This is a genomic window from Pseudomonas sivasensis, assembly GCF_021391435.1.
Taxonomy (GTDB): Bacteria; Pseudomonadota; Gammaproteobacteria; order Pseudomonadales; family Pseudomonadaceae; genus Aquipseudomonas; species Aquipseudomonas sivasensis.
The window spans coordinates 5,738,691-5,752,463 of record NZ_CP090029.1 but is presented as its reverse complement, the minus strand read 5'-3'; the positions used below and the strand labels follow the sequence as shown (position 1 = coordinate 5,752,463).

At 60.9% G+C, this 13,773-nt stretch carries 13 protein-coding genes; 8 read left to right on the top strand and 5 right to left on the bottom strand.

Annotated features, from left to right (window positions below):
* Nucleotides 1–230: 230 nt before the first annotated feature.
* Nucleotides 231–743, top strand: a complete 513-nt coding sequence (locus LRO94_RS26185; protein WP_032883932.1) for a glycine cleavage system protein R — start codon at nt 231–233, stop codon at nt 741–743.
* A 111-nt stretch (nt 744–854) separates the two neighbouring features.
* On the opposite strand, the gene rarD is transcribed toward LRO94_RS26185, so the two are convergent.
* The 5 genes from rarD to LRO94_RS26160 all read right to left on the bottom strand — a co-directional run bounded on the left by rarD (nt 855) and on the right by LRO94_RS26160 (nt 6,555).
* Entirely contained in the window at nt 855–1,739 is an 885-nt protein-coding gene (rarD, locus tag LRO94_RS26180; RefSeq protein ID WP_032883928.1) for an EamA family transporter RarD, read from the bottom strand.
* Nucleotides 1,740–1,868: 129 nt separating this feature from the next.
* Nucleotides 1,869–2,843, bottom strand: coding sequence for a serine/threonine protein kinase (locus LRO94_RS26175; RefSeq protein WP_032883927.1), 975 nt, complete (start codon nt 2,841–2,843; stop codon nt 1,869–1,871).
* Nucleotides 2,844–3,022: 179 nt separating this feature from the next.
* Nucleotides 3,023–4,921, bottom strand: coding sequence for a PhoX family protein (locus LRO94_RS26170; RefSeq protein WP_032883925.1), 1,899 nt, complete (start codon nt 4,919–4,921; stop codon nt 3,023–3,025).
* A 79-nt stretch (nt 4,922–5,000) separates the two neighbouring features.
* The gene (locus LRO94_RS26165; protein WP_095185062.1) at nt 5,001–5,765 is read right to left on the bottom strand and encodes a TOBE domain-containing protein; all 765 of its coding nucleotides are present in this window, start codon (nt 5,763–5,765) and stop codon (nt 5,001–5,003) included.
* Between the two features lie 52 nt (nt 5,766–5,817).
* Nucleotides 5,818–6,555, bottom strand: a complete 738-nt coding sequence (locus LRO94_RS26160) for a ComF family protein (protein WP_095185061.1) — start codon at nt 6,553–6,555, stop codon at nt 5,818–5,820.
* Nucleotides 6,556–6,647: 92 nt separating this feature from the next.
* Between LRO94_RS26160 and bioB the strand changes: the two genes are divergently transcribed.
* From bioB to LRO94_RS26125, 7 genes are all read left to right on the top strand, one after another.
* A complete protein-coding gene (gene bioB, locus LRO94_RS26155) occupies nt 6,648–7,703 on the top strand; it encodes a biotin synthase BioB (protein ID WP_032883922.1) in 1,056 nt (351 codons plus the stop codon).
* Between the two features lie 143 nt (nt 7,704–7,846).
* Nucleotides 7,847–9,028, top strand: a complete 1,182-nt coding sequence (gene bioF / locus LRO94_RS26150; protein WP_032883921.1) for an 8-amino-7-oxononanoate synthase — start codon at nt 7,847–7,849, stop codon at nt 9,026–9,028.
* On the top strand, nt 9,021–9,752 hold the full coding sequence (locus LRO94_RS26145) for an alpha/beta fold hydrolase (protein ID WP_179179809.1): 732 nt from the start codon (nt 9,021–9,023) through the stop codon (nt 9,750–9,752). The genes bioF and LRO94_RS26145 overlap by 8 nt, the downstream gene beginning before the upstream one ends.
* A complete protein-coding gene (bioC, locus tag LRO94_RS26140; protein WP_095185059.1) occupies nt 9,745–10,557 on the top strand; it encodes a malonyl-ACP O-methyltransferase BioC in 813 nt (270 codons plus the stop codon). The genes LRO94_RS26145 and bioC overlap by 8 nt, the downstream gene beginning before the upstream one ends.
* Nucleotides 10,554–11,234 (top strand): dethiobiotin synthase, encoded by a 681-nt coding sequence (bioD, locus tag LRO94_RS26135; RefSeq protein WP_032883918.1) that lies wholly within the window; start codon nt 10,554–10,556, stop codon nt 11,232–11,234. Before bioC ends, bioD begins: the two co-directional genes overlap by 4 nt.
* Nucleotides 11,235–11,340: 106 nt before the next feature.
* Nucleotides 11,341–11,622 (top strand): hypothetical protein, encoded by a 282-nt coding sequence (locus tag LRO94_RS26130; RefSeq protein WP_032883917.1) that lies wholly within the window; start codon nt 11,341–11,343, stop codon nt 11,620–11,622.
* A gap of 263 nt (nt 11,623–11,885) precedes the next feature.
* A complete protein-coding gene (locus LRO94_RS26125; protein WP_032883916.1) occupies nt 11,886–13,691 on the top strand; it encodes a phenylacyl-CoA dehydrogenase in 1,806 nt (601 codons plus the stop codon).
* Nucleotides 13,692–13,773: the final 82 nt, after the last annotated feature.

Below are 13,773 nucleotides of genomic sequence, written 5' to 3'. Positions count from 1 at the left end.
AGATTTTCATTATGTAGTGCACGGTTGGGCATACTACATGATGACTTGCGGTTGTGAAAATTAGACTAAATACGTCGTTTAGCGACCCACTTTGGTCGTACGGTCACAGCGGAGAACAGGATGTTCTCAAAAAACTATTAGATTGTTCCAGATAAATATAAAAATGGTACACGATTTGTTTTCGTGGGCCCCCGGGTCCACCTTGTAGATTGAATTCAGAGGGCTTCGCCATGGACCATCTTGTACTCACAATTATCGCCGCCGACAAACCCGGCCTGGTCGAGCGCATCGCGCAGAACATTGCCGCCCACGGTGGCAACTGGCTGGAAAGCCGCATGGCCCATATGGCCGGGCAGTTTGCTGGGATCCTGCGGGTCAGCGTACCTACGGAAAGCCGTCAGGCGTTATTGGGGGCGCTGGAGGACTTATCCACACACGGCATTCGCGTGCTGGTGGGTGAGGGCAGCACTGGGCAGGCCTCGGCGTCCAAACCAATTGTGATGACGTTGGTGGGCAATGACCGTTCGGGCATCGTGCGTGAGATCACGGCGTTATTGAGTCAGCAGGGCGTGAACCTGGAGCGCTTGAGCACGGATGTGCGCCCGGCCCCTATGAGTGGCGACCCGCTGTTCACAGCTGAAGCGTTGTTGCAGGTGCCACCATCGTTGTCCCTGGAGAGCTTGCAGCAATCCCTGGAAACCTTGGCCGATGACTTGATGGTGGAGCTGCGTAACGAGGAATAATTTGTCCACAAGGTTATGCATGGAAATCTTGCATGGGCCTGTGGATAACCTTGGGGTGAATGCCTGCAAGCCATGCCGGCTGTGGCTTGCAGGATGCTGTACGTTATTTGATCAGCGTTTGCGCACGGTCAGCCAGGCGTCCACGCTGTAGACCACCAACCCAGCCCAGATAAAGGCGAAGGCAATCAGCGTGCTTGGCGCCAGGTGTTCGCCGAACAGCAGTACGGCTTCGAGCAACACCAGGGTCGGCGCGACGTACTGCAAGAAACCCAGCGCGGTGTACGGCAAATGCCGTGCGGCGGCGTTGAAGCACACCAGCGGGATGAGCGTTACCGGACCCGCGGCCACCAGCCACCAGGCTTCGGACGTACTCCAGAACGCCAGTTGCGCACTGTGGGCGGAGGGGTTGAACAGCAGCCACGCGACGGCAATTGGCACCAGCATCCAGGTTTCCACCACCAGCCCTGGTAGCGCCTTGACCGGTGCCTGTTTGCGGATCAGGCCGTAGAAGCCAAAGGTCAGCGCCAGCACCAACGACACCCACGGCAAACTGCCCACTTGCCACACCTGTTGCGCCACGCCCACTGCGGCCAGGCCCACGGCAGCCCATTGCAGGCGACGCAAGCGTTCGCCGAGAAGCAACATGCCCAGCAGTACATTCACCAACGGGTTGATGTAGTAACCCAGGCTGGCTTCCAGCATGCGGCCACTGTTCACCGACCACACATACGTCAGCCAGTTACCGGCAATCAACGAACCGCTGAGGGCAAGGATCGCCAGACGCTGGGGGTTGTCGCGCAGCTCGCGGAACCAACCGGGATGCTTCCACACCATCAACAGCAAGCCACCGAACAACGCCGACCACAGCACACGGTGAACGATGATCTCGGCGGCGGGTACGCTGGCGATGGCTTTGAAGTAGAGCGGGAACAAGCCCCAGATGACATAGGCGCTCAGGCCCAGGATGTACCCCTTGCGGGGGTTGGCGGCGTGCATTGCAGAATCCTTGCTTAGGCAGCTAACAAAGCGCGATTGTAAGGATATTTGTCAGGCAATGGGACTGGCTTGGTAATGAGGTCTGCTTAGTGTAGGAGGGTGCAAGCCCCCTCCCACGTTCGAAAGCAATCAGAAGAGTTTGAGCGGCTCTTCATTGAGCGCCGAAAGCTGCTCGCGCAGTGCCAGCACCTGATCACCCCAATACCGCTCGCTGCCGAACCACGGGAAGCTGTGGGGGAAGGCGGGATCGTCCCAACGCCGCGCCAGCCAAGCGCTGTAGTGCATCAGGCGCAGGGCGCGCAGCGGTTCGATGAGCGCCAATTCCCGCGGGTCGAAATCGTGGAATTCCTGATAGCCGTCCATCAACTCGGACAGTTGGCCCAGGCATTCCTGACGGTCGCCAGCGAGCATCATCCACAGGTCCTGCACCGCCGGCCCCATACGGCAGTCATCCAGGTCGACGATATGGAACATCTCGTCGCGGCACATCATGTTGCCGGGGTGGCAATCGCCGTGCATGCGGATGTTCTTGTGCGGTGTGGCCTTGTAGACCTCTTCCACACGCTTGAGCAGGTCGCGGGCAACGGACTCGTAGGCCGGCAGCAGGCTTTTGGGAATGAAATTGCCTTCGAGCAGCGTGTTGAGTGAATCGTGACCGAAGTTCTTCACGCCCAGGGCTTCACGGTGTTCGAACGGGCGGGTCGAACCCACCGCGTGCAAACGGCCGAGCAGTTGCCCGAGTCGATACAGTTGATCAAGGTTGCCGGGCTCTGGCGCACGGCCGCCACGGCGAGGGAACAAGGTGAAGCGGAAACCGGCGTGTTCGAACAGGCTCTCGCCGTTGTGGATCAATGGCGCGACTACTGGCACTTCGCAGTCGGCCAGCTCGAAGGTGAAGCGGTGTTCTTCAAGGATCGCGTCGTTGGTCCAGCGTTGAGGGCGATAGAACTTGGCGATCAGCGGTTCACCGTCTTCGATACCCACCTGATACACGCGGTTTTCGTAGCTGTTGAGCGCCAGAACACGAGCATCGCTGAGGAAACCGATGCTTTCGACGGCGTCGAGCACGAGGTCAGGGGTGAGGGTTTCAAACGGATGGGCCATGGGAACTCCTGCGGGCAGCAGGGCGCCGCTTCCGGCCGGGTATGGTAACGCACCAAGCCTGAGATAGGGGGCGCCTGTGCCATTGTCATCGGGGGCAAGCGCCCTCCCACAGGTGACCGCGTTTATCCTGTAGGAATGCGGTCTGATGTGGGAGGACGCTTGCCCCCGATAGCGGTCTATCAGGCGCCGACAATCCCGCCATCATCTCGCCGAATCGCTATCACCGACGAACGCGGCTTGCCATTCGGCAGATGCTCCGGCCAAGTCGAGCCGCCGGTTTCCCCCGGATGCTGAATCCCCACAAACAACGTCTTCTGATCCGGTGAGAAGCTGATACCCGTCACTTCACACGCCACCGGCCCGACCATGAAGCGGCGGATTTCTCCGGTGACCGGGTCGGCGCAGAGCATCTGGTTGTTGCCCATCCCGGCAAAGTCGCCCGCGTTGCTGTAATCGCCATCGGTGAGGATCCACAGGCGTCCGGCCTTGTCGAAGCCCAGGCCGTCGGGGCTGTTGAACATGTTCTGCGGGTTGATGTTGGACGATCCGCCCTTGGGCTTGCCCGCGTGTACGCCGGGGTTGCCGGCGACCACAAACAAGTCCCAGCTGAAATCGGCCGCGCCGTGGTCATCGGCATTGGCTTTCCAGCGCAGGATCTGGCCGTAGACGTTCTTTTCCCGTGGGTTGGGGCCGCCTACCGGTTGGCCGTCTTCGCCGCGCTTGGCGTTGTTGGTCAGGGTGCAGTAAACCTGGCCATCGGTGGGGCTGACCACGATCCATTCCGGGCGGTCCATGCGCGTGGCTTTGACCACACTGGCGGCCAGGCGCGCGTGGATCAGCACTTCTGCCTGGTTGGCGAAACCGCTGCTGGCATCGATACCGTTTTTTCCATGGGTCAACTCGACCCACTGGCCTTTGCCCTTGGGATGATCGGCATCGCCGTTGCCCGCGTCGAAGATCGCCACGTACAAGGTGCCGTGGTCGAGCAAGTCTTTGTTGGCCTTGGGGTTCTTGTGGTTGATCTTGTCGCGGCTGACGAACTTGTAGATGAACTCACCGCGCTCGTCGTCGCCCATGTACACCACCGCGCGGCCGTCGCGGGTTTCAGCGAGGGCGGCGTTTTCGTGCTTGAAGCGGCCCAAAGCCGTGCGTTTGGCCGGGGTGGATTGCGGGTCGAATGGGTCGATTTCCACCACCCAGCCATGACGATTGAGTTCGTTGGGGTTCTTGGCCAAGTCGAAGCGTGGGTCGTGCTGGTGCCAGTTGATGTCTTTACTGGCGGCCACCACGCCGTAGCGTTTCTGTCCGGCGTCGAAAGTTTGTTGTGGGTTGCTGCTGCCGAAGCAGTCGGTGAAGTTCTCTTCACACGTCAGATAAGTGCCCCACGGTGTCTTGCCGTTAGCGCAGTTCTGGAAGGTACCGAGGGCTTTCTTGCCGGATTTGTCGGCGCTAGTTTTCAGCCAGTCGTGGCCAGCAGCCGGGCCGCTCAGGCGGATTGGCGAGTTGCCGTGGATACGGCGGTTGTAACGCGAGTCCTGAACGAACTGCCAGGTGTCACCCTTGCGCCGCACTTCAATTACCGACACGCCTTCGCTGGCCTGGGCCTTGTGCACATCTTCCGCCGATTGCGGCGCGCCGCCGTGGGCGTAGAGATAGCGGTAATTGGTGTATTCGTTGTTGATCGCCATCAGCGCGCGGTTGTCGTCGCCGGGGAAGGCGAACAGGCTCATGCCATCGTTGTTGTCGCCGAATTGCTGTTCCTGGGCCTTGGCCGTGCCGTTGCCGGAAGGGTCGAAAGCCGGCGCGCTTTTGTGCAGCGGCTGGCCCCAACTGATCAGCACCGAGGCGCTGTAGCCCGGCGGCAAGGTGATGGTGTCGCTGGTGGCGGCAGCGATGCTGGCAAACCCCAGCAGCGGGCTGGCGGACGCGGCGTTCACGGCCAGTGCGCTGCGGCTCAGCAGGTTGCCGCCCAGGAACATCGCGGCACCGCACAGGGCGCCGGCGCCGATGAAGCGGCGGCGGGTGAGGCCAACCATCTGTTCAAGGTCGGTGGCTTGGTTTTCTTCTAATAGGCTCATCTCAGGCTCCCTGCGGTTTTTGCAGACACCATAAGGAGCGGGTGTGACGAAGTTGTTGCAGTTTGAAGAACTCTGCGGCTCAGACCGGTGTGCCGAGCAGCACATGACTGGGGGCAAATTGCACTTGGATCGCCTGGCCTTCGGCGGCGTCCAGGGCGATGAGTACGTCGGGCTGCGCCAGGGCGCATAAAACCTGGCCATTGGGCAGGGCGATACGCACTTCGCTGGGACCGTCCTCGGCGTGGAGAATGGCGTCTAGTGTCCCGCTCATACAATTGTGTCCGAGTGTTACGGCGCCATCCGGTGCCAGCAATTCCAGCCAGCCAGCCTTGATCAGCGCGACGACTTCCACGCCGATCTCCAGCTCCAGCCGTTGTGTGCTGTCGTGGGTGATTTGCGCCGCGAGGGTCAATCCACCCGCGAGTTGCAAATGAATCAGGTCGTTGCGGCCATGGCTTTCAATTCTGATGACCAGGCCATGCAACTGGTTGCGCGCGCTGGTTCGCAGCATCAGACGGCCCAGCAGATTGAAGTCACTGGCGGCTTCGTCCGAGCCCAGCACCTCTGCCTGCAAGGCTTGCAGGCGTTGATAGAGGCGCAATACCCGTTCCCCTTCAGCCGTGAGCCTGGCGCCGCCGCCGCCTTTGCCGCCGACGCTGCGTTCTACCAGCGGTTTTTGCGCGAGGTTGTTCAGTTCATCAATGGCATCCCAAGCGGCCTTGTAGCTCAAGCCAGCACTCTTGGCGGCGCGGGTGATGGAGCCCTGTTCGGCGATATGCCCCAGCAGGGCGATGCGTTGGGGGCGGCGGACGATGTGTTGGCTCAGTAAAGTCGGAAGAGACATGGGCATATGCTGTGTTGGGATGAGCGGACGTTGCGGCTGTGAGACATGAGAGTCAAGTGCCGGGCTTGGGTGTGCGGGCCAGGCAGTACACGTCCACCTGTCGCGCGCCGGCGTTGATCAACAGCCGCGCCAGGCTGTGGGCGGTGGCGCCGGTGGTGAGCACGTCGTCCACCAGCGCCAGGTGGCGGCCTTGTACAAGGGCGTCAGGGGTCAGGGCGAAGGCGTTGAGCAGGTTGCGTTTGCGCGCCTTGGCGTCGAGGGTCTGTTGCGCCATGGTTTCATGGGGGCGTAATAACAGGTGTTCATCGTAGGGGATATTCAGGTCGGCACTGAGCCAGCGCGCCAGCATCAGCGCCTGGTTATAACCACGCTCGCGCAAGCGCTGGCGGGCCATGGGTACCGGCAGCAGAACGTCTGGGCGGGTGAGTTCGTTGTTGTCGAAGCGATCCCGCAGGTGTTGCCCCAGCAAGTGCCCCAGTAGATGCCCGAGGGGCCAGCGCGCCTGGTGCTTGAAGCGACTGATCAAGGTGTCCACGGGAAAGCTGTAGGTCCAGGGGGCGATTACTTGTTTAAAGGCGGGGGGGTGTTTCACGCATTGGCCGCAGATCAAACCGTCCATCGCCAAGGGTAGCGCGCAGGTCTGGCAGTGCTCCATCAGCCAGGGCAGCTCGGTTTCGCAGACGTTGCACACACAATCGTCTGTTTCTGTGGCCTCATCGCAGATTAAACAGGTGCGTATGTTTTTTAACCAGATGTAAACTTCGTGTTTGTATCTTGGTTGACAGTGCATGAATCTTCCTTAAATATGCCGAGCATCCGTGTCGCGCCTGTGGGTATTGCCCTTCCCGCAGCGTTTGCCAAAGCATAATCAAGGAATCGCCCATGAGCGCCAGCATCACCGCCACCTTGCGTCACGATTGGTCCCTGGCTGAAGTCAAAGCACTGTTTGTGCAGCCGTTCAATGACCTGTTGTTCCAGGCGCAGACCGTACACCGTGCGCATTTCGACGCGAACCGTGTGCAGGTGTCGACCCTGCTGTCGATCAAAACCGGCGCCTGTCCGGAAGATTGCAAATATTGTCCGCAGTCGGGCCACTACAACACTGGCCTGGAAAAAGAAAAGCTGATGGAAGTGCAGAAGGTCCTCGAAGAGGCTGCCCGCGCCAAGGCCATCGGTTCGACGCGCTTCTGCATGGGCGCCGCCTGGAAACACCCGTCGGCCAAAGACATGCCGTACGTGCTGCAGATGGTCAAAGGCGTGAAGGCCATGGGCCTGGAAACCTGCATGACCCTCGGCCGTCTTGACCAAGACCAGACCGAAGCCCTGGCCCAGGCCGGCCTCGACTACTACAACCACAACCTGGACACCTCGCCGGAGTTCTACGGCAGCATCATCACCACCCGCACCTACAGCGAGCGCCTGCAAACCCTGGCCTATGTACGTGATTCGGGGATGAAGATCTGTTCCGGCGGCATCCTCGGCATGGGCGAGTCCCTCGACGACCGTGCCAACCTGCTGATCCAGTTGGCCAACCTCCCGGAGCATCCGGAGTCGGTGCCGATCAACATGCTGGTGAAAGTCGCCGGTACGCCGCTGGAAAACGCCGAAGACATCGACCCGTTCGACTTCATCCGAATGCTCGCCGTGGCGCGCATCCTGATGCCTCAGTCCCATGTGCGGCTGTCCGCCGGCCGTGAAGCCATGAACGAGCAGATGCAGGCCCTGGCGTTTTTCGCCGGCGCCAACTCGATTTTCTACGGCGACAAACTGCTGACCACCGCCAACCCGCAGGCCGACAAGGACATGCAACTGTTCTCGCGCCTGGGCATCCTGCCGGAAGCCCGTGAAGAGCACGCCGATGAAGTGCATCAAGCGGCGATTGAGCAGGCGTTGGTCGAGCAGAAGAGCAGCGAGCAGTTCTACAACGCTGTCGTCTGATTGAAATGAAAGGCCCATGTGGGAGGGGGCTTGCCCCCGATGAGGGAGTGTCAGTCGATAAATAAAGTGACTGGCCCACCGCTATCAAGGGCAAGCCTCCTCCTACAATTTGATCGAGTTAATCCTGCTAGTCCGAGGCCTGCATGTCTTTTGATCTATCCGCGCGCCTCGCTGCCCGCCGTGCCGAACACCTTTACCGTCAGCGGCCACTGCTGCAGAGCCCCCAAGGTCCTGAAGTGGTGGTCGACGGCCAACCGTTGCTCGCCTTCTGCAATAACGACTACCTGGGCCTGGCCAATCATCCTCAAGTGATCGAAGCCTGGCGTGCTGGTGCGTCCCGTTGGGGCGTGGGCGGTGGCGCATCGCATTTGGTGGTCGGGCACGCCACGCCGCACCATGAACTGGAAGAGGCTCTGGCTGACCTGACCGGTCGCCCCCGTGCGCTGCTGTTTACCACGGGCTACATGGCCAATATGGGCGCAGTCACGGCGCTGGTGGGGCAGGGCGATACGGTGCTGCAAGACCGTCTCAATCACGCGTCCTTGCTGGATGCGGGCTTGCTGTCCGGTGCGCGGTTCAATCGCTACCTGCATAACGACGCCGCCAGCTTGGCCAAGCGCCTGGAGAAAGCCACCGGTAATACGTTGGTGGTCACCGATGGCGTGTTCAGCATGGACGGCGATTTGGCCGACTTGCCCGCGCTGGCCCGTGAAGCCAAGGCCAAAGGCGCCTGGCTGATGGTGGACGACGCCCATGGTTTCGGCCCGTTGGGGGCCAACGGCGCAGGGATCGTCGAGCATTTCGGCTTGAGTCAGGAAGACGTGCCGGTACTGGTGGGCACCCTGGGCAAAGCCTTCGGCACCGCCGGCGCGTTTGTGGCGGGCAGTGAAGAATTGATCGAAAGCCTGATCCAGTTCGCCCGGCCGTATATCTACACCACCAGCCAACCACCCGCGTTGGCCTGCGCCACGTTGAAAAGCCTGGAGCTGCTGCGCACCGAACATTGGCGGCGTGAACACCTTAATGGCCTGATCCGCCAGTTCCGGCAGGGCGCCGAGCAGCTCGGCCTGGACTTGATGGACAGCTTTACGCCGATCCAACCGATCCTGATTGGCGACAGCGCCAGAGCCGTGCGTTTGTCCCAGATGCTGCGCGAGCGCGGCTTGATGGTCACTGCGATCCGACCACCGACGGTGCCCGTCGGCAGCGCCCGTTTGCGCGTGACATTGACGGCGGCCCACAGCGAGGCGCAGGTGCAGCTATTGTTAAACGCATTGGAAGAGTGTTTCCGCTTGCTAGGCGCCCTGGAGCCCGACCATGCGTGATCGACTGATATTGCTGCCCGGATGGGGCCTCGGCGTATCGCCGCTGGAACCTTTGGCCGCCGCATTGCAAGGGCTGGACGAACACCTGCACGTACAGATCGAGCCGTTGCCGGTGCTGGACTCCAGCGATCTCGGCGAATGGCTGGATGAACTCGACGCCACATTGCCGGATAACGCCTGGCTCGGCGGCTGGTCCCTGGGCGGCATGCTGGCTTCGGAATTGGCGGCGCGACGTGGCGAACGCTGCTGCGGGTTGCTGACCCTGGCGAGCAATCCATGTTTTGTCGCCCACGAGGGTTGGCCGAGTGCGATGCCTGCGCAGACGTTCGATTCCTTCCTCGCCGGCTGCCACGCCGATTCCCAGGTCACCCTCAAGCGCTTCGGATTGTTGTGCGCCAAAGGTGCCGAAGACCCTCGCGGGCTGGCGCGTTTGTTGGTCAGCGGCGCGCCGCAGGCGCTGTCCGGCGCGTTGATGACCGGTCTTGAACTGCTTGCGCAATTGGACACCCGCGAAGCCTTACTGGCCTATCGCGGTCCGCAGTTGCATCTGTTTGCCGGTATGGACGGGTTGGTGCCTGCCGAAGCCGCCAGCGACCTGCTGACGCTGCTCCCTGATGTTGAAATCGGTCTGATTGAACAGGCCGGTCACGCTTTTCTTCTGGAGGATCCCCACGGAGTAGCGGGGGCCATCCAGGCTTTTTTGCATGAGTGCGTTGATGACTGATTTATCCCACCCCCCTCTGCCGGGTGCCTTGCCGGACAAGCGCCAAGTAGCGGCGTCGTTTTCCCGTGCGGCGGCCAGTTACGACAGTGTGGCCGAGCTGCAGCGAGCGGTGGGGCATGAACTGCTGTCGCGCCTGCCGTCAGCGTGCGCGCCACGACGTTGGCTGGATATGGGATGCGGCACTGGGTATTTCAGTCGCGTGCTGGGTGAGTTATTGCCGACCAGCGAGGGCGTGGCGCTGGATATCGCTGAAGGCATGCTCAACCATGCGCGGCCTTTAGGCGGCGCAGCGCATTTCATCGCGGGAGATGCCGAGCGTTTGCCCGTGCACGATGCAAGCTGCGGGCTGATCTTCTCCAGCCTTGCGGTGCAATGGTGTGCCAACTTCGACGCAGTGCTCAGCGAGGCCCATCGCGTGCTGCAACCGGGCGGGGTATTGGCCTTTGCCAGTTTGTGTGTGGGTACATTGGATGAACTGCGCGAAAGCTGGCGCGCCGCCGATGGCCTGGTGCACGTCAATCGCTTTCGCACCTTTGAGGCTTACCAGCAACTGTGTGCGGCCAGCGGCCTGCGTGTGGTCAGCCTGGAGCGCCAGCCCCATGTGCTGCATTACCCGGATGTGCGCAGTCTGACCCATGAATTGAAGGCTCTTGGTGCACACAATCTCAACCCCGGACGCCCCGGAGGGCTGACGGGCCGCGCGCGAATTGTTGCACTGGTCGAGGCTTATGAGCGATTCCGCCAGTCCCAAGGCCTGCCGGCGACTTATCAAGTGGTGTACGCCGTACTGGAGAAACCTCTATGAACGCCGCTTATTTCATTACGGGCACCGACACCGATGTCGGTAAGACCACCATCGCCGCCGGCCTCCTGCATGCAGCCGGCCAAGCCGGCAAAAGCACCGCCGCTGGTAAACCTGTCGCCTCCGGTTGCGCAGTAACCCCCGAGGGCCTGCGCAATGCCGATGCATTGGCGCTGCTGGCCGAATGTTCATTGCCGTTGAGTTATGCCGAGGTCAATCCGGTGGCTTTCGAGCCCGCCATCGCCCCGCACTTGGCAGCAAGGGAGGCAGGGGTTTCGCTGACGGTGCAATCGCTGCTCAAACCCATGCAGCAGATTCTGGCGCGGCAAGCGGATTTCACCTTGATTGAGGGCGCAGGTGGCTGGCGCGTGCCGTTGGCTGACCAGGCCAATCTGTCGGACCTGGCCATCGGGCTCAAACTGCCGGTGATCTTGGTGGTAGGCGTGCGCCTGGGCTGTATCAGCCATGCTTTGCTCACCGCCGAAGCCATCGCAAGGGATGGTCTGTCGCTGGCGGGCTGGGTGGCGAACATCATCGACCCCAAGACCTCCCGTCTGGAAGAAAACCTCGCCACCCTGGCCGAACGGCTGCCTGCTCCGTGCCTGGGTCGAGTGCCGAAACTCAAGCACGCCAGCGCCGAAGCCGTGGCGCAATACTTACAGTTGGACTTGCTTGACTGATTTTGGCTATCGCTAAGGCATTATGCCATTAGTGTTTTTGACGGGCGTTTTGCCAGGTTCTCTGCTTCAATCAACATTCACGATTCTCTAAAGGCAGGCTCAAGCCATGGAAATCTCTGGAAGCAGCGCGTTTTATTCGGGCCTGAACACCATTCAGTCCGGGCAGAGCCGTGTCGACCAGGCCGCTGGCAAGATCGCCAGCGCAGCCACCAGCCAACCTTCCGATGCCCAGAATGATCGCTTGCAGGCGATCAACCGTGGCCAGCCGACCGATTCCGCCAGCAATATGGTGGAACTGGCAGAAGGCAAGTTTCAGGTGGAGCTAGGCGTCAAAGTCGCCAAGGCTTCCGACGAAATGCTCGGCACCTTGATCGACACCTACGCCTGATCTGCTGGCGCTCGAAATGTGAGAGGGGCTCGTCCCCCTCCCACATTTGTCCTGTTTTATTCTGATCCCTCTCTACACTCTCCCCGATGTGGCATCTCGCCTCAGGCCTTGTTGCGCCTGAGTTGACGTGCGTCATGACAGACGGCATCTGCCCGACGCTTGACATCCCCAGGTCGTAAACGTATGTTTCAAACACCTGTTTGACCGCCACAACACATCCACGCGGTTGTTCATTCCAGCTACATCAGCAGAGGTTTATCGCTATGCCTGACTACAAGGCCCCCTTGCGTGATATTCGCTTCGTTCGTGACGAACTGCTCGGTTATGAAGCGCACTATCAGAGTCTGCCGGCTTGCCAGGACGCTACTCCGGACATGGTTGACGCCATCCTTGAAGAAGGCGCCAAGTTCTGTGAACAAGTGCTGGCACCGTTGAACCGCGTGGGCGACATCGAAGGGTGCACCTGGAGTGAGTCAGGCGTTAAGACGCCGACGGGTTTCAAAGAAGCCTACAAACAATTCGTCGAAGGCGGCTGGCCTAGCCTGGCCCACGACGTGGAGCACGGCGGCCAAGGCCTGCCGGAATCCCTGGGTCTGGCCGTGAGCGAAATGGTCGGCGAAGCCAACTGGTCGTGGGGCATGTACCCAGGCCTGTCCCATGGTGCGATGAACACCATCTCCGAGCACGGCACCCCCGAGCAGCAAGAGGCCTACCTGACCAAGCTGGTATCGGGCGAGTGGACCGGCACCATGTGCCTGACCGAGCCACACTGCGGCACCGACCTGGGCATGCTGCGCACCAAGGCCGAGCCTCAGGCCGACGGCTCCTACAAAGTCTCCGGTACCAAGATCTTCATCTCGGCCGGTGAACACGACATGGCCGACAACATCGTCCACATCGTATTGGCCCGCCTGCCGGACGCACCGGCCGGCACTAAAGGCATCTCGCTGTTTATCGTGCCCAAGTTCATGCCTAACGCCGACGGTTCGGTGGGTGAGCGCAACGCGGTGACCTGTGGTTCCCTGGAACACAAGATGGGTATCCACGGCAACGCCACCTGCGTGATGAACTTCGACGCGGCCACCGGTTTCCTGATCGGCCCGGCGAACAAAGGCCTGAACTGCATGTTCACCTTTATGAACACCGCTCGCTTGGGCACTGCGCTGCAAGGGCTGGCCCATGCCGAGATCGGCTTCCAGGGCGGCCTGAAATACGCCCGCGATCGCCTGCAAATGCGCTCCCTCACCGGCCCCAAAGCACCGGACAAGGCCGCTGACCCGATCATCGTGCACCCAGACGTGCGCCGCATGTTGCTGACCATGAAAGCCTTCGCCGAAGGCAATCGCGCAATGGTGTACTTCACGGCCAAGCAAGTGGATATCGTCAAGTACGGCACCGATGACGAAGCCAAGAAACAGGCCGATGGCCTGCTGGCTTTCATGACGCCAATCGCCAAGGCATTCATGACCGAAGTCGGTTTTGAATCGGCCAACCATGGCGTGCAGATCTACGGCGGTCACGGCTTCATCGCCGAGTGGGGCATGGAGCAGAACGTTCGCGACAGCCGCATTTCGATGCTGTACGAAGGCACCACCGGTATCCAGGCGCTGGACCTGCTCGGCCGTAAAGTGCTGATGACCCAAGGCGAGGCGCTCAAGGGCTTCACCAAGATCGTGCACAAGTTCTGCCAGGCCAATGAAGGTAACGCGGCCGTTCAGGAGTTCGTTACACCGCTGGCTGCACTGAACAAAGAGTGGGGCGAGTTGACCATGAAGGTCGGCATGGCCGCCATGAAAGACCGTGAGGAAGTCGGTGCCGCTTCGGTGGATTACCTGATGTATTCCGGTTACGCCTGCCTGGCTTACTTCTGGGCCGACATGGCACGCCTGGCGGCCGAAAAACTGGCTGCCGGCACGACCGAAGAGGCGTTCTACACCGCCAAGTTGCAGACTGCGCGCTTCTACTTCCAACGCATTCTGCCGCGTACTTTGGCGCACAAAGCCACCATGCTGTCGGGCGCCAACAACCTGATGGACATGAAAGAGGAAGACTTCGGCCTGGCTTACTAAGCCTCACCGGGTTTCCCTGAACCGCCGCTTCCCTTGGAAGCGGCGGTTTTTTATGGGCGATAAAAAAACACAGCGCAGCGCT